At 47.7% G+C, this 22,834-nt stretch carries 25 protein-coding genes; 24 read left to right on the top strand and 1 reads right to left on the bottom strand.

Features of this window, described 5'->3' with window-relative positions; all coding sequences use genetic code 11:
• The first annotated feature begins 45 nt into the window (after positions 1–45).
• Positions 46–1,395 carry a DASH family cryptochrome gene (locus RJ32_RS03540; protein WP_034819093.1) on the top strand — a complete coding sequence of 450 codons (1,350 nt, stop codon included), beginning with the start codon at positions 46–48 and terminating at the stop codon, positions 1,393–1,395.
• Positions 1,396–1,513: 118 nt separating this feature from the next.
• On the top strand, positions 1,514–2,521 hold the full coding sequence (galE, locus tag RJ32_RS03535) for a UDP-glucose 4-epimerase GalE (RefSeq protein ID WP_034819092.1): 1,008 nt from the start codon (positions 1,514–1,516) through the stop codon (positions 2,519–2,521).
• On the opposite strand, the gene RJ32_RS15185 is transcribed toward galE, so the two are convergent.
• On the bottom strand, positions 2,491–2,787 hold the full coding sequence (locus RJ32_RS15185) for a hypothetical protein (protein ID WP_235598909.1): 297 nt from the start codon (positions 2,785–2,787) through the stop codon (positions 2,491–2,493). The two genes, galE and RJ32_RS15185, sit on opposite strands and share 31 nt — an antisense overlap.
• Before the next feature lie 340 nt (positions 2,788–3,127).
• Here RJ32_RS15185 and RJ32_RS03525 point away from each other — a divergent pair, with 340 nt between their 5' ends.
• From RJ32_RS03525 to RJ32_RS03420, 22 genes are all read left to right on the top strand, one after another.
• Positions 3,128–3,796, top strand: a complete 669-nt coding sequence (locus RJ32_RS03525) for a beta-ketoacyl synthase chain length factor (protein WP_034819089.1) — start codon at positions 3,128–3,130, stop codon at positions 3,794–3,796.
• Positions 3,786–4,622 carry a 1-acyl-sn-glycerol-3-phosphate acyltransferase gene (locus RJ32_RS03520; RefSeq protein WP_034819087.1) on the top strand — a complete coding sequence of 279 codons (837 nt, stop codon included), beginning with the start codon at positions 3,786–3,788 and terminating at the stop codon, positions 4,620–4,622. Before RJ32_RS03525 ends, RJ32_RS03520 begins: the two co-directional genes overlap by 11 nt.
• A complete protein-coding gene (locus RJ32_RS03515; RefSeq protein WP_011233390.1) occupies positions 4,564–4,836 on the top strand; it encodes a phosphopantetheine-binding protein in 273 nt (90 codons plus the stop codon). Before RJ32_RS03520 ends, RJ32_RS03515 begins: the two co-directional genes overlap by 59 nt.
• Positions 4,837–4,847: 11 nt before the next feature.
• Complete coding sequence (locus RJ32_RS03510; protein WP_011233391.1) at positions 4,848–5,099, top strand: acyl carrier protein; 252 nt, start codon at positions 4,848–4,850, stop codon at positions 5,097–5,099.
• Positions 5,099–5,647 carry a hypothetical protein gene (locus RJ32_RS03505; RefSeq protein ID WP_034819085.1) on the top strand — a complete coding sequence of 183 codons (549 nt, stop codon included), beginning with the start codon at positions 5,099–5,101 and terminating at the stop codon, positions 5,645–5,647. The genes RJ32_RS03510 and RJ32_RS03505 overlap by 1 nt, the downstream gene beginning before the upstream one ends.
• Positions 5,625–6,974, top strand: coding sequence for an AMP-binding protein (locus RJ32_RS03500; protein ID WP_034819083.1), 1,350 nt, complete (start codon positions 5,625–5,627; stop codon positions 6,972–6,974). The genes RJ32_RS03505 and RJ32_RS03500 overlap by 23 nt, the downstream gene beginning before the upstream one ends.
• 7 nt (positions 6,975–6,981) lie before the next feature.
• On the top strand, positions 6,982–7,338 hold the full coding sequence (locus RJ32_RS03495; protein ID WP_034819081.1) for a 3-hydroxymyristoyl-ACP dehydratase: 357 nt from the start codon (positions 6,982–6,984) through the stop codon (positions 7,336–7,338).
• Position 7,339: 1 nt separating this feature from the next.
• Complete coding sequence (locus RJ32_RS03490; protein ID WP_034819079.1) at positions 7,340–8,080, top strand: glycosyltransferase family 2 protein; 741 nt, start codon at positions 7,340–7,342, stop codon at positions 8,078–8,080.
• Between the two features lie 2 nt (positions 8,081–8,082).
• Complete coding sequence (locus RJ32_RS03485; protein ID WP_011233396.1) at positions 8,083–9,027, top strand: acetyltransferase; 945 nt, start codon at positions 8,083–8,085, stop codon at positions 9,025–9,027.
• 1 nt (position 9,028) lies between these two features.
• Positions 9,029–10,576 (top strand): histidine ammonia-lyase, encoded by a 1,548-nt coding sequence (gene hutH / locus RJ32_RS03480; RefSeq protein ID WP_034819077.1) that lies wholly within the window; start codon positions 9,029–9,031, stop codon positions 10,574–10,576.
• Positions 10,573–10,983, top strand: coding sequence for a thioesterase family protein (locus tag RJ32_RS03475; RefSeq protein ID WP_034819070.1), 411 nt, complete (start codon positions 10,573–10,575; stop codon positions 10,981–10,983). Before hutH ends, RJ32_RS03475 begins: the two co-directional genes overlap by 4 nt.
• Positions 10,980–11,510 carry an outer membrane lipoprotein carrier protein LolA gene (locus tag RJ32_RS03470; protein ID WP_034819068.1) on the top strand — a complete coding sequence of 177 codons (531 nt, stop codon included), beginning with the start codon at positions 10,980–10,982 and terminating at the stop codon, positions 11,508–11,510. The genes RJ32_RS03475 and RJ32_RS03470 overlap by 4 nt, the downstream gene beginning before the upstream one ends.
• Positions 11,511–11,516: 6 nt before the next feature.
• On the top strand, positions 11,517–13,745 hold the full coding sequence (locus RJ32_RS03465; protein WP_034819066.1) for an MMPL family transporter: 2,229 nt from the start codon (positions 11,517–11,519) through the stop codon (positions 13,743–13,745).
• 11 nt (positions 13,746–13,756) lie between these two features.
• A complete protein-coding gene (locus RJ32_RS03460) occupies positions 13,757–14,992 on the top strand; it encodes an NAD(P)/FAD-dependent oxidoreductase (RefSeq protein WP_034819064.1) in 1,236 nt (411 codons plus the stop codon).
• A complete protein-coding gene (locus RJ32_RS03455; protein WP_235598908.1) occupies positions 14,983–15,576 on the top strand; it encodes a DUF3261 domain-containing protein in 594 nt (197 codons plus the stop codon). The genes RJ32_RS03460 and RJ32_RS03455 overlap by 10 nt, the downstream gene beginning before the upstream one ends.
• Complete coding sequence (locus RJ32_RS03450; RefSeq protein WP_034819062.1) at positions 15,557–16,750, top strand: beta-ketoacyl-ACP synthase; 1,194 nt, start codon at positions 15,557–15,559, stop codon at positions 16,748–16,750. The genes RJ32_RS03455 and RJ32_RS03450 overlap by 20 nt, the downstream gene beginning before the upstream one ends.
• Positions 16,707–17,207 carry a hotdog family protein gene (locus RJ32_RS03445; RefSeq protein WP_235598907.1) on the top strand — a complete coding sequence of 167 codons (501 nt, stop codon included), beginning with the start codon at positions 16,707–16,709 and terminating at the stop codon, positions 17,205–17,207. The genes RJ32_RS03450 and RJ32_RS03445 overlap by 44 nt, the downstream gene beginning before the upstream one ends.
• A 4-nt stretch (positions 17,208–17,211) precedes the next feature.
• On the top strand, positions 17,212–17,940 hold the full coding sequence (gene fabG, locus RJ32_RS03440; RefSeq protein WP_034819147.1) for a 3-oxoacyl-ACP reductase FabG: 729 nt from the start codon (positions 17,212–17,214) through the stop codon (positions 17,938–17,940).
• A complete protein-coding gene (locus RJ32_RS03435) occupies positions 17,940–19,178 on the top strand; it encodes a beta-ketoacyl-ACP synthase (RefSeq protein ID WP_034819058.1) in 1,239 nt (412 codons plus the stop codon). The genes fabG and RJ32_RS03435 overlap by 1 nt, the downstream gene beginning before the upstream one ends.
• A gap of 16 nt (positions 19,179–19,194) precedes the next feature.
• A complete protein-coding gene (locus RJ32_RS03430) occupies positions 19,195–19,632 on the top strand; it encodes a hypothetical protein (RefSeq protein WP_034819056.1) in 438 nt (145 codons plus the stop codon).
• 11 nt (positions 19,633–19,643) lie between these two features.
• Positions 19,644–21,782, top strand: coding sequence for a prolyl oligopeptidase family protein (locus RJ32_RS03425; protein WP_034819054.1), 2,139 nt, complete (start codon positions 19,644–19,646; stop codon positions 21,780–21,782).
• A 121-nt stretch (positions 21,783–21,903) separates the two neighbouring features.
• Complete coding sequence (locus RJ32_RS03420) at positions 21,904–22,818, top strand: SPFH domain-containing protein (protein WP_034819052.1); 915 nt, start codon at positions 21,904–21,906, stop codon at positions 22,816–22,818.
• Positions 22,819–22,834: the final 16 nt, after the last annotated feature.

Genomic DNA, 22,834 nt, shown 5'->3' with positions numbered 1-22,834 from the left:
TCATTGTTCAATTTACGTTTAGTCCAATTCTAAATGACTTACGTAATGAATACTAAACAACAACTCGTATTCATTATGGCAGATTATCGGTTAGGCCTATTTGTATTTCGGAATGATCTCAGGGTTGAAGACAACCTGGCGCTTTATGAGGCCGCGCAGCGTAGCGAAACACTCATCTGCTGCTTTTGTTTTAATCCGACGCAGAGTAAGTATGGCCATTATGGCGTTCCGGCCATGGGTAAGCATCGTTTTACCTTTTTGCAGCAGAGCTTAAAGCAACTGCGAACCAAGCTGGAAAAACGTGGACAAAAACTCATTGTTTTGACCGGGACATTTGATCGAATTTTAACCGAACTTATTTCCGAACGTCAGGTAGATGCGATATTCCTGAGCCAGCATCAGGGTTACTATGAACGGCTTCAACTGGGGTTGTTACAGCAACGGTTTCCGTTTCTGCCTTTTCATGAAACACCAAACAACACCTTGTTTTCAGAGCAGGAGCTGCCGTTTGAGCTAGCGGACTTGCCGGAAACCTTTTCTCAATTCAGGAAAAAAGTCGAGCCGTTGAGCCGTGACTTTTCGGTTCAGCCGATAAACGCATTGCCTTCATTACCGGAGAACATCAGTTATCCGGGGTTCAAGGCTGAAACTCTGAATGAATTGGCGTCAGATGACTTTGAAGGTGGAGAAAGAGCCGCCTTAACGCATTTAACAAGCTACTTTTCTGGTGAGTCTGCCGGTACTTATAAACAAACACGAAATGCCTTAGACGACTTTTCGAGTTCGACTAAGTTTTCGCCCTGGCTTGCGCAGGGTTGTCTTTCTGTCCGGCAAGTTATGGCGGCGTTAAGAGAGTACGAAGCGCAGTTTGGCGAGAGTGAATCCAGCTACTGGATAAGTTTTGAATTATTGTGGCGCGAGTACTTCTTCTGGTACGCACTGAAGCACGGGAAACGCCTGTTCGCTTTTTCCGGCCTCTCCGGTAAGTCACCCAAAACCAGCTTTTATTCTGAAAGGTTTCAGAAATGGTGCTCTGGCAATACGCCGTATCCTATAGTTAACGCCTGCATGAAGCAGTTGAATGCAACCGGTTATATGTCTAACCGTGGCCGTCAGTTAGTTACCAGTTGCTTTGTGCACGAACTGAGCCTGGACTGGCGTTATGGCGCAGCCTATTTTGAACAACAGCTGATTGATTACGATGTTTCCTCCAACTGGGGCAACTGGCAGTATCTGGCGGGTGTGGGAGCCGACCCCAGAGGGCATCGCCAATTTAATTTGGAAAAGCAGAGGGAGCGCTACGACCCGGGCAATGAATTTATTGAGCGTTGGGCCGGCGATCTGTCCGGGCAACCCATAGACAGCGTTGATGCCGCAGACTGGCCGGTGCGGTGAGAATAACTAAAAGCCGTTGAGGCTGGCGCATGAGTTTAAGTTGCCTTAGAGAAAGTCAGCCGATACTATTTCGCCCCTTTGATTTATAACGGCGCTACGGTTTTTGGGCACACCACCTATGAAGAAACAGATATTGGTTACCGGAGGCTGCGGATTCATTGGTTCGCACACGGTTGTTGAGTTGATACTTAGCGGCTACCAGGTGATTGTTATTGATGACCTGAGTAACAGTAACGCCTCGGTAATTGATAAGATTCAGTGTATTACGGGTGAGCGACCAGAGTTTCACCAAGTTGATATCTGCAATCGGGATGCGCTGACCAACCTATTTAAACAATACGCTTTCGATGCCGTTATGCATTTTGCGGCACTTAAAAACCCTCAGGAAAGTTATCACTTAAAAGAGAAATATTTTCAGACCAATGTGGAAGGAACACGGAGACTGCTAGCGGTAATGGAAGGCTGTTCAGTTAACCATTTAATTTTTTCCTCTTCAGCCGTTGTTTACGGCAACCCTTCGTGCGTCCCTGTTGCTGAATCGGCTCCGGCCGGAGCGACAACCAATCCCTACGGCGAGACCAAATATCGATCCGAGTGTGATTTGGCTGAGTTTTGTGAGAAAAACCTCGCTTTCTCGGCTATAAGTTTGCGCTATTTTAATCCGGCAGGAGCTCATCCGTCGGGAGTTATTGGTGAGCAACCCATTAAACCTGCAGCTAATTTGATCCCGGCCATAGGCAATGTAATAACCCGAAAAGTTGACTCTGTTCAGGTTTATGGTGGTGACTATTCGACCTGCGATGGCACAGCAATACGTGACTACATTCATGTTTGTGACGTAGCAAAAGGTCATGTTGCGGCATTGGAAGCGGGGTTTGCCCGCACCGGACACCATATCTTTAACTTGGGAACCGGCAAGGGCGAGTCGGTACTGGGCGTGATCCATGCGTTCGAACAAGCAAGTGGGCAAATTATTCCGGTTAATTTTTCAGAACGTCGCCAGGGCGATGTGGCAAGCTGTTACGCTCAGGCTGATAAAGCACTTCAGGAATTAAATTGGAAGGTCGAACATGATCTGCAGACAATAGCCCGGGATTACTGCCATTGGTTATCGTTATCTAATTGATACAGCAATACAGCGTCTTCTCTCTCAGATGAATCGCTCTGATAAGCACAGAGTAAAAAAGGCTCTATCTGAAAGTATTTTGCTGAGTGCTTTTGTCTGTGAAGAGGCCTCTCTAGTACGCTAAGTAAAGGTACACCCGAGGCTTTCGCGAAAGCTTCAGCCAGAGTCCAGTGATGAAAAAAATCACTTTTAGTTAAGGTACTGCCAGCCAGAAAACCGTCCTTATAATAGTCGCGAATACGGTGGTAGTCTTTTCGTGTTTGCACATTCTCCAGGTCAATGCCTATAGTACTTGTCGTCGAGTAAGCCGCTGCGATACACCCTGATTTATGAGAAAGAGAACAATAAACAGGGTATCCATTGACATTTAACAGCGGCGCACCGGAATCGCTGTTTTCAATAGAAATTCGCTGAGGTTCAGTAGCAGGCCAATATTTTTTGACAAGCCGCAGCAGCAGATCTTTAGCGGCTGCCGAGACCTGTTTCTTTGATGCTGCTTCGTTGTAGAGTCTATATCCGATAACCATATGCGATGTTATATTTTTGAAATGTCCGCTGAGATTCTGTACTATTCCGCTTCTTTTTTGAGTATCTGCTTAGAATCCTATGCGAGCTTTTGTAGCTGATAGTACATTAGTCGAAACCGAATGTCGTGAGCGGCTGAAGCAAATACCTGCTTCGACCCGGCGGCGACTGAGTTCGTATGCAAAAGTCATAATGACAGCCATACTGGAACTAAGCGACCGGCATCCGCAGTTAGAAGAGACGCCAGTGGTTTTGGCAACACGGCATGGCGACTTGCACCGTACTGAAAAGTTACTACGGGAGTTGGTTCGTGGCGAGGTTTTGTCGCCAACGCAGTTTGCGTTATCGGTGAATAATGCTGTGCTCGGGCAATACAGTATGGCAGCAGATAATCGACAGGCTATGACCACTTTGTCTGCTGGTGAGCAAACTTACCCTCTGGGGTGGCTGGAGGCTTTAAGCCAGGTACAAAGCGAAACTAAGCAAGTACTGTTGGTTTATGCCGATGAAGTACCACCGGCTGTATATTCTGGTCAGGTTCATTCGCCAGTGAGAAGTTTTGCGCATGCGGTTTTACTCGATAGAGAAAACGGACAGAAACTGATTTTGGATCGCCTTGTTGAAAAAGAAAGTCAGTTACGGGAGGACGTATGGTTAGTTGCCAACGGCGTTCAACAGATGCTCGACTCCTGTAGCGGCAAGGTGGTTAAAGACTATAACGGAGTACGGTGGAGCTGGCATGTTGCTTAGTCTCTGGCAGATAATCAATCGTACCTGGCGGCGTTTTGCGACCGGGCTATGCTTTGCCGTTTTTGGGTTGGGCGGCTTATTGCTGTCTATTACGGCACTGCCGGCACTGGCGCTATTATCCAATGGTAATGAGAGACAGCGCGAAGCACGAGCCAGATGTTTGGTGCAAATGACGTTCCGCTGGTTTATCGGAATAATGAAGTGGACTGGCGTGTTCAACTTCGACTTTAACGCCACTGAACAACTTAAAGGAACCCGGGGTCACGTTATTATTGCAAACCATCCGTGTTTGATTGACGTGGTAGCATTAATTTCCTTTGTACCGAATCCGGATTGCGTTGTTAAGTCCCATCTATGGAAAAATCCCTTTATGCGCGGTGTGATCCGCTCAACAGGTTATATCAGCAATGATGACCCTGAAGGTTTGGTTACGGATTGTGAACGTTCATTAGCGCGCGGTAATAACCTCATAATCTTTCCCGAGGGGACACGAACCACTCCGGGAAAAGGAATAAAGTTCCAGCGTGGAGCGGCGCATCTGGCATTGCGGACCAGGGCAAAAATTACGGCATTGCGAGTGGATTGTTTGCCGGTGACATTGATTAAAAATGAAGCTTGGTATTGCGCGCCTGAACGGAAACCGACTTTATCGGTGCGTTATCTTGGTGAAATCGACTCAGCTTCTTATTGCGATGCTGAAAAACTCAGTATTGCTGCGCGTCAACTGACTCGCGATTTACAGAATTACTATGAAAAGGTGTTAGAAGATGACGGAAAACCTGAAGCAAGAGATCAAAGCCTTGATTATCGAGTCGCTGGATCTTGAAGACGTAGAGATAGCAGATATTAATGATTCGGCGGCGTTGTTCGGAGACGATGACGATGGCTTGAATCTTGATTCTATTGATGCGCTGGAGTTAGGTCTGGCGATAAAGAAAAAATATGACGTGAAGCTGGACGCTAATTCAGCAGAAACAAAAAAGCATTTTTATAGTGTCGATACGTTAGCGGAATTTGTCGCTAATAACCGTGGTGAGTAAACGAGGGAACGATGAAGACAAGAGACGAAGTATATGCGCGGTTGACTCAAATTCTGGAAGAAGATTTTGAAATCGATTCTGGCGACATTTCTCTGGACGCTAACTTGTATCAGGATCTTGACCTTGATTCGATTGATGCGGTGGATTTAGTCGTGAAATTACGCGAAATTACCGGCAAGAAAATCAGTCCGGACGCGTTTAAAGCTGTGCGCACAGTCGAAGATGTTGTCGAAGAAGTTTATAAACTCGTTCACAGCGACTAATGAAAAACGGTCTGCGCTTATTAATCAGTGGTTTACTGATTGCCTACCCGCTACTTGGCTGGTGGCTGGCGCAGAACGGGCTAACTAACTGGTTATTGCTGGTTCTGCTGGCATTACTGAGTTTAAGTATTATCTCTCAGGGCATTCGTCACCCCAGAAGCTGGCTTACGCTGGCAGTACTTCTGGTTGTTTCAGTGACAGCTATTTTCGCAGACCAGTTGACTGGCGTGCTGTTTTATCCCGTTTGGATGAACAGCGCCTTGTTGCTGGTTTTCCTTGCATCATTATGGCGCAAACCGGCTGTGATAACTCGCCTTGCCATGCTTATGGAAGGTTCATTGTCAGATAAAGCGGTTGCTTACACTGAAAAAGTGACGCTGGTCTGGGCGGTATTTTTCCTCGTGAATGGCGCTATTTCGCTGGTAACTGCAGTACAGGGTGATCTCAAACTCTGGACGCTATACAACGGTTTTATCTCCTATGTTCTGATTGGGTTACTCTTTGTGATTGAGTGGAGTGTGCGACGTGTTGTTAAACATAAACACTGAGCAATGGCAGCTGCAATGGCAGCAAGCAGATGCTGAGCTGGCCGTAGTGAAAGGGCAGTCTATCAGTGCATCGGTGTGGCTAAAGGATATTGCGGCGGCAACCCACTGGCTAAGTGAACAAGACGGTGATGCGTTGCTTTATCATCGCGACTGGTATCATTTTAGTGTCTGGCTGTTCGCTTTACTCAATAGTAAAAAGAGAATTGTTCTGCCAGCAAATGATAAGCCGGCAACGTTGTCAGAGCTGTCGTCGCACTATTCGTTCAGAGTCCCGTCTGAATTACCTCAACACGTGAGTTCGGACATACCTGCTTTAACACTGAAAGGCAGCTTAAATTCTCAACTGACATTTTTCACCTCGGGCAGCAGTGGCAAACCTAAAGCCGTCAGAAAAACGCTCAGGCAGTTATGGTTAGAAGTGATTACGCTGGAACAAACCTTTGCGGAGCAATTAGGGCCGGCCAATATACTGACAACGGTCACACATCAGCACATTTACGGACTGTTATTCACGGTACTTTGGCCGCTTGCTGCGGGCCGTCCGGTGACTTTGCCTTTGGTCGACTACCCTGAGCAGTTGCAGCAAATATTGGCGAAAGCTAATTGCCAGCGTTACGCTTTAATAAGCAGCCCTGCGCATTTGCAGCGGCTGGATAATTTACCTCAGCTTGCTAAGTACAGCCATTCTTTGGCCACGGTCTTCTCATCAGGCGGTCCGCTACCCAATTCTGTTCCTGAAGATTTTGCTGAACATGAGTTAAACGCGCCAATTGAAGTGTATGGTAGTACGGAGACCGGAGGTATAGGCTGGCGTCAGCGCAACCCGGGCTCTAATGAAAACTTTCAGACTCTGGCGGGAGTGGATGCGAGCTGCAATCACAACGGTTTACTGGTTATTCAGTCACCGTATCTGAATAATCCGCAAAAGCCTTACACAACAGAAGATAAAGCCCGGCTTCAGGGGCAGGGAGATTTTCAGTTGTTGGGGCGGCAGGACCGAATTGTAAAAATTGCCGAAAAGCGAGTGGCTCTTAACGAAGTAGAACAGTTCATTCAGCGCCATGACTGGGTCGAGTCAGCTAAAGCTTGTGTGTTACATAGCCCGCGTGTTGAACTGGGCTTAGTTTTAATATTAACGCCTGAAGGCGTTAATCAGCTTAGCACTCAGGGGCGATTTAAAGCGCGACAAGAGTTGCGACATCACTTACTGCAGAGATTTGAAAAAGTGGTTGTACCTAAACGTTTCCGTTATGTGCAGCAGTTGCCATATAACGGTGCCGGTAAAGTGACACAAACCGATCTACAGGCTTTGTTCGAAGAGGAATAGCAATAACATGCAGACTCAATTACCTGATTTTATAAGTTTCTCCGAAGGGCTCAGTGACAAAGAAAAGCCTCTACTTTGCGGTCGGTTTAAGCTGGCAGCGGACTGTATTTATTTGCAAGGGCATTTTCCTTCAACCCCGATTCTTCCCGGGGTTGCTCAAATGGACTGGGTCATTCAGCTATCGGGGCAACATTGGTCGACACCAACATCCATTCAGCGTATTGAAGTGCTAAAGTTTAACGACATGATTTTGCCTGGTGCGACAGTCGATTTGCTGATTGAAAGAAAGCGCGATGACTGCATCACGTTTAAATACTCTGACGGTGATAAAGCGCTGTCTTCCGGACGCCTGGTGTTTAATTAATATGTCTCAGTATTGCTTTCTTATTCCTATTTATAATCACGATAAGACCATCACTGCGACGGTTGAGCGACTGCTGCCTTACGAGTTGCCAATTATTATTGTTGATGATGGCTCAAATGATCACACCAAGGAAGTTTTGGCGACTTTGGCGGAAGAGCATAAGTCGCTTGTATTACTGCACACGCTTCCCGAAAATAGCGGCAAAGGCGGAGCGGTTATGGCAGGGTTTCATTTAGCCGCTGAAGAGGGCTTTACTCACGCATTGCAAATAGATTCAGACGGCCAGCATGATAGTAACGATATTCCTGAATTTTTAGCCTTATCAAAGCAAAACCCTGGTGCGTTGATAAGTGGATACCCTCAATACGATGAGAGCATGCCGACCAGCCGACGCATTGGGCGCAAGATAACCCACTTTTGGGTGCATATCGAAACCTTATCGATGCAGATAAAGGATACTATGTGTGGTTTTCGGGTATATCCCTTGTACCAGACAGTCGGTTTGATAAAGCGTCGTCATATCGGCACACGCATGGATTTCGATATTGAAATTATGGTGCGTCTATACTGGGCAGGTACACCGGTTTTGTTTATTCCAACCAAAGTGATTTATCCACAAGGCGGACAGTCACATTTTCGCGCACTGCAGGACAACCTGAAAATTTCCTGGCTGCATACGCGCCTGTTTTTCGGCATGTTGCCGCGCATACCACTTATATTACTGCGCAGGTTTAAAAGCTAATTATGGTGGAGAAGCACTGGGCGAAAAAGAAAGAGCGCGGCAGCTACTGGGGCATCGTTATTGTTCTTCGAGCCTATCAGTATGGCGGCCATTGGCTAATGCGGCTGATTCTAGCGCCAGTGATCACTTACTTCTTTTTGACCGGGGGGGATCCTCGTAGGGCCTCTCTGGACTTCCTTCGTCGCGTGCATTCATATGCTGCTGAACGGTCTCCTTTTACTGCTGAGCCGGGTTGGCGCCAAAGTTGGTACCATTTCTGGCAATTTGGTTTGCACGCTCTGGCAAAAATTGATGCCTGGGTCGGTAAGGTGTCTAAGAATCAGGTACGTAATTGTGGTGATACCCACTTTGATGATTTAGAGAAACAGCCTCAGGGCGGCATTCTTATTGGTAGCCACCTGGGTAACCTGGAGGTTGCGCGGGCGCTGGCTTCAAAAAAGTATACCCGGCGCATGAATGTACTGGTGTTCACTCAGCATGCGCAGTCGTTTAACCGTGCATTGAAAGACGTAAACCCGAAAGTCGATATCGACCTGATTCAGGTGACCGACATTGATATGGGGCTGACTATACTGCTGAAAGAGCGCATTGAACAAGGCGAGTTTGTGGTTATTGTCGGTGATCGCACTTCGGTGACTCAGCCCGGACAAACCATAGAGCAGGACTTTTTAGGTAAGCCAGTCTCATTTGCCTTAGGACCGTGGATATTAGCCAGTGTGTTAGAATGCCCGGTGTATTTTTTGTTCTGCTTAAAGAACCCCAACGACGGGCATTACGATTTATATCTGAACCACGCGTGTGACCAACTCAAACTCCCCCGGAAAAGCAGGCGGGAAGCTTTGCAGCCAGTGCTGAAAGCTTATAGTGAAACGCTGGAGAAGCTGGCGATGCGCTACCCTTATCAGTGGTTTAATTTTTTTGATTTCTGGAAGAAGGACAGTCAGTAGTATGACGACATCGATTATAGCCTTTGGTGGCCGCCCGTTGACCATTAAAGACGTGGTAGAAATAGCCAATGGCAAAGCGCAGGTCGCGTTAAGCGACGCGCCGGAGTTTGTCGAAAAAGTCGATGCCGGGGTTCGTTTTCTGGATGAGCTGTTAGAGCAGGACGGCGTGATTTATGGCGTAACAACGGGGTACGGAGACAGCTGCACAGTATCGGTACCGGAGAACCTGGTTAACGAGTTGCCCATTCACCTTACGCGTTTTCATGGTTGTGGCCTGGGCGATACCTTTGATGAACAGGAAACCCGCGCTATTCTGGCAACCCGCTTAAGCTCGTTGGCACAAGGCTATTCAGGCGTCAGCTGGGAGCTGTTGGAGCGCCTGGTGGTGATGTTGAACGAAAACATGCTGCCGCTTATTCCAAAAGAGGGCAGTGTTGGTGCCAGTGGTGATCTTACGCCTTTGTCGTACATTGCCGGCGCGCTTATTGGTGAGCGTGACGTGCGCTTCCGGAATAAAGTGATGAACAGCGCAGAAGCCTTTGAGCTGCTTGGTCTGTCGGTTCACAAACTGCGGCCAAAAGAAGGCCTGGCCATTATGAACGGTACCGCCGTGATGACGGCTTTGGCTTGTCTTGCCTGGGACCGGGCGGAGTACCTAACCCGATTGTCTAGCCGCATTACCTCGTTAGCGAGTATTGCCTTAGACGGTAACAGTAACCATTTTGATGACCTGCTGTTTGCCGTGAAACCCCATAAAGGGCAGCAACAGGTCGCCAGCTGGATCCAACAAGATCTGAACCATGTGGAGCATCCGAGGAATTCATCGCGTCTGCAGGACCGGTACTCCATCCGCTGCGCGCCTCATGTTATCGGCGTACTTAAAGACAGTTTACCGTGGTTTAAAGAAACCATAGAAAATGAATTAAACAGCGCCAATGACAACCCCATTATTGATGGCTTAGGTGAGCATGTTCTGCACGGCGGGCACTTCTACGGCGGCCACATTGCTATGGTGATGGACTCGATGAAAACTGCTGTGGCGAACCTGGCGGATTTACACGACCGGCAAATGGCGTTGTTGATGGACACAAAGATGAACCACGGTTTGCCCTCGAACTTGTCTGCGGCAGAAGGTGAGCGTAAGTCTATTAACCACGGCTTTAAAGCGGTGCAGATTGGTTGCTCAGCCTGGACTGCGGAAGCATTAAAACTGACTATGCCAGCCAGTGTCTTTTCGCGTTCAACCGAGTGTCATAACCAGGATAAAGTGAGCATGGGTACTATCGCAGCCCGTGACTGTATTCGTATTCTGGAGCTGACCGAACAGGTGGTTGTTGCAACTTTGCTGGCGGCTTATCAAGGTGTTGAACTGCGTAAGCGCATTACAGACAAGCCGGTAAACTCATCGGCCGATGTCTTAAAAATGACTGAAAGCCTGGCTGAGCAGTTTGAACTGCTGACAGAAGACCGCCCGTTAGAGCCGGAATTACGTTACTGGCTTGCCCAGTTGCGGTTAAAGGTATGGAATTTGTATCAGGAGCCAGCATGAAACAAGCCAGTTTAATTATTGATGTTCCTTTTTTCGATGTCGATGCGATGCACGTTGTCTGGCACGGGCATTACATAAAATATATTGAAATGGCGCGTAGTGAGTTACTGCGTACCTTCGATTATGACTACCCCGATATGGAAGCTAACGGTCATATGTGGCCTATTGTCGACTTGCGCTTAAAGTACGTTGCTTCGGCTACATACGGACAGCACATTCGGGTGACGGCCACTTTGGTGGAGTGGGAGCATCGACTGAAAATGAATTATGAAATTCGCTGTGTTGAAAGTAATGAACTGTTGACCAAAGCCACCAGTGTGCAGGTAGCCGTTTGTAAGGAAACTCGGGAAATGTTGTTTGAATCTCCTGACATTGTGTTTGAAAAGTTGGGAGTTGAGCACTCATGATCCGCTTACTTTTAGCGACAACTCTATTGATTACTTCAGCAATGGTAGTGGCTGGGGAAGATATGACGCTGAAAGCGCTATCGGCACTTGAAAAGCAATCAGAACCTTTGCCGTTGTCGCTGGAATTCAGTCAGAAAAAACAGTTATCGGGGCTGCCAAGACCTTTGGTAAGTTCAGGCCAGCTGGATATTAGTAAAGACGAAATAGTCTGGACAACAGAGCAACCACAGCAGCAACAATTGACTATTAATCGCCAGGGTATTTTTGAGCAAGGTAATGAGAACTCGGTAAGCGGCAGTGATACCATTGCGCAGTTGTTATTGGCGATTCTGCAGCAGGATGAAACTGTATTGAAGCAGCAGTTCAGGCTTTCGCTAGAGCAGAATTGTGTGGTGATGGTTCCGGAAGCTGACGCTTTAGCCAGTGTGATTGAAAAAATACACAGTTGCGGTATTGATAGCGTTGAGCTTGTAGAGTTGTTTGAACAAAACGGTAATACCACCCGTATAGAGCTGAGCAAAAGGTAATATGGCATGAAGGGTGTACGCGCAGCTTTGACGACTCGATTATTGCTGTTATTTGTTGTCATTGTCGGCGTTGTAGCGGCGTTGTCTGCGCAACTGTCTAATACTCAGTGGAGCAGCAGCCTGGCCGATGCTCTGCCAAATGAAGTGTCTGAGTTACAGCGTAGTTACTTAGAAAGTCAGCAACCAAATGCGCAGCAACTGCTGCTGGGCTTTGAGTCAAAGCAGTATTCCGGCAGCGAAATACTGCTTATTGTGCAAGAACAATTGAACTTACTGACTGAAGCTGAGCCGACCATTAAACTGGCGGAAATGACAAACCCGAAAGCGGTGCTGTCATTTTACCAAAATCAGGCGGGTCGTTTAGCAACACAGCAAGACATGCAAGCGCTTGGAAACGGCAACTACGCAACGATAATAGACAATGCTCAAAAAACCTTACAAAGCCCTGCGCCGGTATTAATGCCTTTAGAGCAGGATCCACTATTACTGACACAGCGTTTTGTACAGCATTTACCGGACTTAATGCCAGGATATAAAAGTCATAATGGACTGTATACCCGCACTTCGGAGTCTATTCATCAGGTATTAGTGCCGCTGCGTATTGCTGGTGATGCGTTAAGCGTGACTCAGTCAGGGCAGTCAGTTCAGGTTATAAATGCCTTTATTGCCAAAGTAACTGAACAGCTACCCGGTATTAACGTGTATCGAAGCGGGTTGCTGTTCCATTCCGATGCGGCGGCGAAGCAGGCAAAGCAGGAAATGACCTGGTTTGGCGGGCTCTCTCTTCTGCTGGTATTAGCCTTATTACTCTGGGTTTTCCGCTCTGGTCAGCAATTGTTTTATACGCTGCTACTGCTGGGTGTGTCGGCAGCGGCCGGGCTATTGGCCACTTTGTTATTAAGCTCCCGGCCGCATGTGCTGATGTTGGTTTTTGCCACCAGCTTTATTGGGCTGTGCATTGACTATGTTATTCATGGTTTTATCGCCCGAAGCCATGGCGCTAAGGCCTGGTCGGCACTGAAGCCGGCTTTGTGGCTGAGCGGGTTAACCACCATTTGGGGTTATATTTTGCTTCTGTTGCTACCGCTGCCGCTATTACAGCAATTAGGTATTTTTATGGCAGTGGCTTTATTCACTGCGATCGTTCTGGTGGTTGTTACTTTACCCTGGTTGCCGCAGCCAGGAGCATCGCGCCCCGGCTGGCAGCGGTTTTGCCATAGCATGACGGAGCTTTACCGACAGATGCGCCAGCCAAGCACTAATGCGTGGTTGAGTGTTATGGCGTTAACAACACTGGGGCTGTTGCTTTGGTCTTTTACGGCCAATGACAATGTTCGTCTGCTGGCCAGCTCACCCGAGTCCTTACTGCAACAGGAAAACCACCTGCGAAAAACCACGGACTTTTATTTTCAGCCAGATGTCCTGTTAGTGTCGGGAGAAACCCAGCAGCAAGCACTGGAGCGTACGGGTGAACTGCACGAGATTGAAGATAGCATCAGCTTGTACGATTATGTGCTGCCGGTGTCAGAACAGCAGCAACTACTGCAACAGCAGCGAAAGTTGTTCCAAAGTCCGGAAGGAAATAATTATCTGCAATGGTTAGGCATTGGACAGCCTGTATTCGGCAGTGAGTCTCAAGAGCATCCCTTACAGAATCAATTTTTATATCCGATGGAAGAAGGCTGGATGAGTGTTGTCCGGCTCAAGCAGCCCTTTAACCCAGATGATATCAGCGAAAGCTATGGAAAACTGGAGCATTTTAACCCGATTGAGCATGCATCAAACGCGCTTGCCGAGTACCGGCACTCTATGCAGTTGTGGCTTATCGCTTTGCTGCTTGTTTCGTTGCCTATACTGGCGATGTTTTTACGCTCTCAGCAAGCTAACAAGCTGAGGCTTCAAGCCGCATGGCAAGTTACCTGTGTTATGACATTGTCCGTGTCGACAGCGTTGCTGTTGGCACAATTGATACAACCACTTAACTTGTTTCATTGTATTGGCGCGATGTTCGTACTGGTGCTCAGCATTGATTACGGCGTTTTTTGCGCCGGCCGGTTGAAGCGCGAACATGCGCTGCAAGCCATTTATTTGTCAGCTTTCACGACCATGGTGGCTTTTGGCGCCTTAAGTTTCAGCTCGACGCCAGCCATTGCAGCTTTTGGAATTGTTGTTTTAATTGGGGTTTTTATGAGTGCCCTGTTCAGTCCGTTGATAATAGAGTCACCTGATAACTAAGGAAAAGAATCATGGAAGAGTCAATTTATGATGTGGTGATTATTGGTGCCGGACCGGCAGGTTCGACAGCTGCTGCTATGTTGGCGAATGCCGGGAAAAGCGTGCTGGTAGTTGAGAAACAAGAGTTTCCGAGGTTTTCTATTGGCGAAAGCTTACTGCCTCAATGCATGACCTTTATTGAAGAAGCTGGGTTATTAGATGCGGTACTGGATAATGCAGAGCGTCTTGGGTTTCAGTACAAAGAGGGTGCTGCTTTTTATCATCAGGGTAAGAAGGTTAACTTTGATTTTCGCAAAAAATCGAGCGAAGGTCCTGGTACAACTTATCAGGTTAAACGCGAACATTTTGATCAGCTATTGGCGCAGGGTGCGGCAGAGAAAGGCGCTGAAATCCGACATGGTGTTGCGTTAGAAGCTATTGATTTTAGTGACCCTAATGCGGTCAAATTGAACTTAACCGGCGCTGCCGGAACAAGTGAAGCAAAGGCACGTTTTGTGCTCGACGCCAGCGGTTTCGGTCGAGTGCTGCCACGCTTGCTGTCGTTAGAATCGCCGTCGGACTTTCCTGTGCGTCAGGCTGTTTTTTGCCATGTAAAATCTGAGCTGGCGGGCGGGAACTTTGACCGCAGCAAAATTCTTATCACCGTGCATCCACAAAATCCTGAAATTTGGTACTGGTTAATTCCTTTTGCGGATGGTACTGCCAGTATTGGTGTCGTTGGTGCGAGTGAGTATTTTGCAGAAAGCGACAGTGAAAAAGAAGCGTTGTGGAAGCTGGTGGCAGATGAGCCGTACCTGCTTGAAGTGTTAGGTGAATACCAGGTAAGCCGTGCTGAGCAACGTATTACCGGCTACTCAGCTAATGTAAATTGCTTGTTTGGTGATCGCTTTGCTTTATTAGGGAATGCCGGTGAATTCTTAGATCCGGTTTTCTCATCAGGTGTGACCATTGCAATGCAGTCCTCATCGCTGGCGGTGCCGTTGGTATTGAAAGAGCTGAATGATGAGCCTCAGAACTGGCAGAAGCTTTATAGTGAACCATTACGTGTGGGCATTACCACCTTTCGCGCTTTTGTTAAGGGTTGGTATGATACCCGCTTTCAGGATGTGATTTTTTATCCACACCAGCAGCAACAGGTTAAAGAAATGATTTGTTCCATTTTAGCGGGCTATGCGTGGGATACAGGCAACCCTTATGTTCGCGATAGCGAACGGCGCTTGAACGTATTGGCGGAATTATGTGGATAAAGTCGTTAAGCACAATTAGTGGCTTAATTCTGATGTTAATGGTTACCGGTTGCCAGTCATTAGGCGGGCAGCCAGCTCAAGTTGCGATTGCGGATGGCCGTTACCAGTTGCAGCATAGTTGGCCGCGAGAGCCCGTGCAGCTATGGCAAAAAGTGGAGTGGAAAAAAGGCGAGCAGCAGCGCATTTTCATGGTGTCGGCGGTTTTTGATAGTGAACGATTACTGCTGGTTGCATTATCTCCCTTTGGCAATGAACTGTTTCGGAGCGAACTCAGTCGTGCAAACGGAGTCACCTTTGAAGGCAGCGAAGCTTTTGATGACTCGCGGCTGGCCATGCAGGTCTGGTCAGATTTACAAATGGCGTTGTGGCCACTAGATAGTGTTAATGCCAATTTGAGTGGTGTGAGTTTGCAAGCTACTCAAACCGGACGCGAGTTGTGGCATAACGAGCAGCTGCAATGGTCATCAGTGAATGAAAATGAGAATTTGCAGAGAACGATTCAAAACACATTTTTAGGTTATCAATTGATAATAACCACTCTCGAGTACGAGCTATTAGAAACCGATGAAAATCACCTTAAGTGAACCGGGCGCAATTTGTGCGCTGGGCCATAATTGCGAACGCCTATGGCAGGCCGCACTGGCAGGCGATAAAACTGGGTTGAAGCCGGCAGCATTCAATACCAACGACGGCACTTCTTTGTTTGCCGGCTCAGTTGCAGAGAATAAGTTGCCCGACATGGGTAGTCTGCCGGCAGCCATGCGCACCCGTAATAACCAGCTGGTTGCGGCTGCCTTACAACAAATTGAAGAACCCTTGCTGGCGCTGATAGATAGGTTGGGCTCTGATCGAGTGGCGGTAGTGTTGGGTACTAGCACGTCCGGTATTGCCTCTGGTGAATCGGCGTTAGCACATGACGAATCCGAAGGCGGTTTACCCGATACATTTTACTATGCCATGCAGGAAATGCTTGCTCCGGCAGAGTGTATAGCTGCGCTAACAGGTATTACCGGTCCGGTTTACAGTATTTCAACGGCTTGTTCGTCCAGTGCCCGAGTTTTTATGAGTGCTCGCTCTTTATTGCGTTTAGGCGTCGTCGACGCGGTGGTTGTCGGCGGTGTTGATTCTCTTTGTCGGCTAACATTAAACGGTTTTAAAGCGCTGGAATCGACTTCTTCAGGGTGCTGCAATCCGTTCAGTGCGAATCGCGACGGCATCACCATTGGGGAAGCTGCTGGGCTTTTTATTGCTACCCGCGAAGAGGACAACTTACAGCCGTCGCAGGTGACTTTAACTGGTGCCTGTGCAACTTCAGACGCTCATCATATGTCGGCTCCTCACCCACAGGGACGAGGGGCTTTGGCGGCAATGCAGGAGGCACTGACTGATGCTGGCATTACTGCACAGCAACTCGGCTATATTAACTTGCATGGTACTGCTACTCCGCTAAACGATTTGATGGAAGCTTATGCGGTCAATGCATTGGGCGCTGGGAAAGTGCCCGCGAGTTCAACAAAAGCGCTGACCGGCCACACCTTGGGAGCGGCAGGAGCAATTGAAGCGGTGTTCTGCTGGCTGGCGTTGGCGAAACAAGACGGCTTACCAAAGCATGTCTGGGATGGTGTTAAAGATTCTGATTTGGCAGATATCCATTTGTATCAAGGTGGGTCGCTGCAGTATCCAATAGAGCATTGTCTGAGTAATTCTTTCGCGTTTGGCGGGAACAATGTCTCTCTCGTTTTTAGTAGAGGAAAATAACATGGGGCATGATTTGGCTGAGCTTATCAAACACGAACCGCCGATGCGGTTGATTGATAAGCTGTGCTCGGCTGAACAGGGGAAGGGACAATGTTGTCTTACGGTGAGTAGTGACAACCTGTTTTATAGTGAGCAGTATAAGGGTCTGCCGGCGCATGTTGGAATTGAACTGATGGCGCAGACTATTGCTGCTGTTGCCGGTTATCAAAGCAAAGCCGACGGTGGGGAGATAAAGCTGGGGTTCTTGCTGGGAAGTCGAAAATATCAATGTGATATTGACAGTTTTAAGCTGGGAGAAAGATACGATATTTTTGTTGAAGAACTGCATTTTGAGTCTTCGGGGCTGAGTGTTTTTGAATGCGATATTCGCCACAACGATAAGGTCGTTGCGCAGGCTCGGCTAAATGTTTATCAACCGCCCGATGAAACAGCATTTATAGAGGAAAATTATGGTTGAAGGTATGGCTGAACGAGTTCTTGTCACGGGTTCCGGTAAGGGAATAGGACGTGCAATTGCCCTGCAACTGGCAAAAGATGGTTTTGATCTGGCGATTCATTGTCGCTCAGACAAAGCTTCAGCAGAGCGAGTTGTGGATGAAATTAAGTCACTGGGTCAACAAGCGTCTTTACTGGTTTTTGATGTCAGTGACCGCGAGGCTGCACGCAACGCAATTGAGCAGGATATTGCTGATAATGGCGCTTATTATGGTGCGGTTTGTAATGCAGGAATTACCCGTGACGGTGCCTTTCCGTCGTTAACCGAAGATGACTGGGACAGTGTTTTGCAGACGAATCTGGGGGGCTTTTATAACGTGCTGCACCCGTTAATTATGCCGATGATCCAGCAACGCCGCGGTGGTCGTGTGGTGACTATAGCCTCAGTTTCTGGTATCGCCGGCAATCGCGGTCAGGTGAATTACAGTGCGTCTAAAGGCGGCGTTATTGCTGCTACTAAAGCACTGTCGCTGGAGTTGGCTAAGCGCAAAATTACTGTCAATTGTGTAGCGCCCGGACTCATTGAAACGGACATGACCGGCGAGCTAGAGCATGAGAAAGAAATTTTGTCGATGATACCCATGCGCCGCGCCGGTAAGCCGGAAGAAGTGGCTGGTTTGGTTGGTTACTTATTTCAGCCGTCAGCAGCATACATTACGCGACAAGTCTTTTCGGTAAATGGTGGGTTAGTTTAATGAAACGTGTGGTCGTAACCGGTATGGGCTGTCTGACGGCTTTTGGTGACAACTGGCAGAGCTTCCGTAGTCAACTTGAAAATGGCAAGAACGCCGTGGTTAATATGCCAGAGTGGGAGCGTTTTGACGGTCTGAACACACGCCTGGCGGCGCCCATTCGACCGGCGTTTAAAAAACCTTCGCACTACTCCCGCAAAGCGGTGCGCTCAATGAGCACGGTAAGCTTAATGGCAACACGGGCAACGGAATTGGCACTAATTGATGCCGACTTGTTGGAACATTCTTGTATTAGTGATGGAAGTTGTGGCGTGGCTTACGGTTCCTCAGCAGGTGATACCGAGCAAATGAAAATTTTCGGCAATATGCTGGAAAGCGGTGATATGACCGGCCTGAACGCCACAACTTACATAAAGAGTATGGGTCATACAACCGCTGTAAATCTGGGCGTCTTTTATAATGTGAAAGGACGGGTTCATACCACGAGCTCGGCCTGCACATCCGCATCTCAAGGTTTGGGGTATGCGTACGAAGCTATTCGTTATGGTCATCAGAAAGTGATGATTGCTGGTGGTGCAGAGGCGTTGTGTCCGTCCGAAGCGGTAGTATTTGATACTTTATTTGCCACCAGTACTCGTAATGACGAGCCACAGCTGACGCCAAGACCCTTTGATAAAAATCGCGACGGACTGGTTATTGGTGAAGGGGCTGGCACTTTTATTCTGGAAGAGCTGGATCATGCTATGGAACGTGGCGCACACATTTATGCTGAACTGGTAGGTTTTGGTACGAACTCTGATGGTGCACATGTGACTCAACCTACGGCTGATACCATGGCCGTTGCTATGAAGCTTGCGTTGCAGCAGGCGCAACTTGAAGCGGAGCAAATAGGCTACGTGAACGCGCATGGCACAGCCACAGACAGGGGCGATGTTGCGGAGTCTGTAGCTACAGCAAGCGTATTTAAACGATCGGTACCCATCAGTTCGTTAAAAAGCTACCTGGGGCATACACTGGGTGGCTGCGGTACAATTGAAGCCTGGGCCAGTATCAATATGATGGAGGAGAACTGGTTTGCGCCAACGCTTAACCTAACCGAGATTGACCCTGAATGTGGCGATCTGGATTATATAACCGAGCAGGCACGTGAGCTTGATACGGACTATGTCATGACAAATAATTTTGCTTTTGGTGGTATTAATACCTCATTAATTTTTAAACGCTGGAATAACTCTAATTAATATAAGGAAATAGAAAATGAAAAAACTGTTTGTTGCTACTGTGGTTTTGTTGAGTTCGTTGTTGTCGCTGCAGGCCGAAGCGCGTAATGACCTGGTAACGCTGGAGCTTAAGCCTGTTATGGAAAGTAGTAAGGCGAAAGAGGCGTTGCTTGATGTTCCGGTTTATTTTGCCGGCCAATCGCACCCTGAAGTCGCGCAGTCCAAGGGAGTTATTACCACCAGCCGTAAAACTAATGCGGTGAATAAGTCCGACCGTGAAGCTTGTGAATGGGTACTGCTTTCGGCACTTAAAGTGCTGCAAGACAACGCGCGTGATAACGGTTACGATGCAGTAATCAATATTAAATCGAATTATGATCATAATGAGTTCAGCAGTGCCGAGGAGTTTCAGTGTGGTGCTGGCTTTTTAATGGCAGGTGTTGCCTTGAAGGGTGAAGTGGTTAAATTCAAATAAGGATAATAACAATGAAATATCTACTGGGAGCAGTTGCAGTCAGTTTGCTGACAGCCTGTTCACAAAATGCTGAAACAGAACAAGAGGCGAATACGCAATCTATGTCTTATCCGGAAACGCGTAAAGGCGATGTGGTTGATACCTACTTTGGTACCGAAGTAGCGGACCCATATCGCTGGTTAGAAGATGACCGTAGCGAAGAGACTGAAAACTGGGTTAAAGCGCAGAATGAAGTCACTTTTGCACATCTTGAGTCTATTCCCTATCGCGAGAAAATTGAAACGCGTCTGACCGAGCTGTGGAACTACGAGAAAATTAGCGCGCCGTTTAAAGAGGGTGATTACACCTATTTCTACAAAAATGACGGTCTGCAAAACCAGTATGTGGTGTACCGCCAAAAAGGTGACGAAGAACCGGAGGTATTCCTGGACCCGAACACCTTTAGTGAAGACGGAACAACCTCGCTGGCACAGCTAACCTTTTCTGACGACGGTTCGCTAGCGGCTTACTCAATTTCTGAGGGCGGCAGTGACTGGCGTAAAATTCGGGTTATTGATGCGGAAACCAAAGAGCAGCTGGAAGATCCTTTAGTGGATGTTAAATTCAGCGGCGTTTCCTGGGTAGGCAATGAAGGTTTCTATTACTCAAGTTATGACAAGCCAGAAGGCAGCGAGCTTTCTGCAAAAACCGATCAGCATAAGCTGTATTACCATGAGCTGGGTACAGACCAGTCTGATGACCAACTGGTGTTTGGTGGAACGGATGTTGAGAAGCACCGCTATGTTGGTGGTTCAGTAACTGATGATGACCGGTATTTGCTCATTTCAGCCGCAAACTCTACCTCGGGCAACAAACTGTTTTTAAAAGACCTGACCGATGAAGACAGCGAGCTGGTGACAATTCTTGATCATACCGATTCGGATACTCGTGTATTAGATAACGATGGTTCAAAGCTTTACCTTGTGACTAACCTTGATGCGCCAAACCAGCGTGTTGTGACTGTTGACGCGAGTAATCCAGCGCCGGAAAACTGGGAAGACTTTATCCCAGAAACGGAAAACGTGTTGAGCGTATCAACCGGTGCGGGTTATATCTTTGCCGAGTACATGGTCGATGCCGTAGCTAAGGTGAAACAATACGCTTATAACGGCGATATGGTTCGTGAAGTGCAGTTGCCGGGCGTAGGCAGCATAGGTGGCTTCTCAGGTAAAAAAGAAGCGGACGAATTGTACTATACCTTTACTAATTACAGCACACCGTCAACGATTTATAAGTTCGACCCGGATCAGGGCGGTTCTGAAGTTTACGCCGAGTCTGGCGCTGATTTTGATTCTGCCAACTACGAATCAAAGCAGGTGTTTTATACCTCTAAAGACGGTACTGAAGTGCCTATGATCATTACCTACAAAAAGGGCACCAAGCTGGATGGCTCAAACCCGACAATTTTGTACGGTTATGGTGGATTTAATATCAGTCTGACACCGTCGTTTAGCATTGCTAACGCAGCCTGGTTAGAAATGGGCGGCGTTTACGCCGTTGCTAACTTGCGCGGTGGCGGTGAGTACGGCAAAGACTGGCATAAAGCTGGTACCAAAATGCAGAAGCAGAATGTGTTTGACGATTTTATCGCGGCGGCCGAGTATTTAATTGAGAAAGACTATACCTCACCGCAGCGTTTAGCCATTCGCGGTGGCTCTAATGGTGGCTTGCTAGTCGGTGCGGTAATGACACAGCGGCCAGAGCTATTTGCAGTCGCTTTACCTGCTGTCGGTGTTCTGGATATGCTTCGTTATCACACCTTCACCGCTGGCGCAGGTTGGGCATACGATTATGGTACAGCCAATGACAGTAAAGAAATGTTCGAGTACTTGTTAGGCTATTCGCCTGTTCACAACGTGGAAGAAGGCGTGGCTTATCCGGCGACGTTGATTACCACCGGTGACCATGATGACCGTGTCGTTCCTGCGCACTCATTTAAGTTTGCGGCGGCGCTTCAGGATAAAGCGGGCGGTGAGAATCCTCAGCTTATCCGTATTGAAACCAATGCCGGTCACGGTGCTGGCACACCGGTTTCAAAAACCATTGAGCAGTACTCCGATATTTTCGGTTTTACTTTGTATCACATGGGGTTTGAAGAGCTTCCTAAGTAACGACTGAACAGTAAAGGCTTCGCTACAGACGGCGAAGCCTTTGCATATCATCCTTTCGATATTTTTCTCATTTCCCGTTAATCTCTTTTCACTCCCACTCTCGTATTATAAGGATTCAATAATGAACAATGATTTTAATATTATGTGGGTAGTTGCCGCTGTAGTTGTTTTACTTTTACTGATAGCGTCGGTGCGCATTGTGCCGCAGCAAAGCGTGTATTTGGTTGAGTTGTTCGGGCGTTATCGCCGCATGCTGACGCCGGGGCTTAACTTTATTATCCCGCTTATTGAGCAGGTCGCTCATAAACAGTCGATGAGAACGCGGCAGCTGGATGTCGATGTTGAGACCAAAACAAACGATAATGTTTTTGTCATTGTCCGGGTGTCAGTGCAGTATCGCGTGAGCAATGAAACCTCAGTTTATAATGCGTTTTATCAGCTGGAAAACCCCGAGTGGCAAATGCAGTCTTACGTGTTTGATACGGTGCGCGCGCAAATTCCTAAGCAGAATCTGGACGCAGTATTCGACAATAAAGACTCTATTTCTAAAGATGTAAAAGAGCAGTTGCGCGATACCATGGAAGAATATGGTTTTGAGATTATTGCGTCGCTGGTGACAGACATTGACCCGGACCAGTCGGTTAAAGATTCAATGAACCAAATTAACGCCGCAGAAAGAGAGCGTCGTGCAGCAGAACATAAGGCGGAAGCTGAAAAAATTATGCTGGTGAAGCAGGCTGAAGCCGACAAAGAATCGAAAATTTTGCAGGGTCAGGGTATTGCCGGTCAGCGTTTAGCGATAGCTGAAGGTTTGCGGGATTCTATTGCCATGGTTACCGATCAGGCAAACGATATATCTTCTAAAGATGTCATTGATTTGCTGAAATTCACTAACTATGTCGACGTATTGGGTTCTTTCGATACCGCTGCCAGTAAAGTGATTATGTTGCCGCAACCAACAGGTCAGCTGGATTCTTTATCCTCGGATATATTAAGCGCAATGGAAGCGGCCAAAGACACTAAAAAAGATGCCTGAAACCTTTCCGCTGTTG

It is taken from the genome of Idiomarina sp. 28-8 (assembly GCF_000320945.2).
GTDB lineage: Bacteria > Pseudomonadota > Gammaproteobacteria > Enterobacterales > Alteromonadaceae > Idiomarina > Idiomarina loihiensis.
This window is presented reverse-complemented; position numbering and strand designations above follow the sequence as displayed.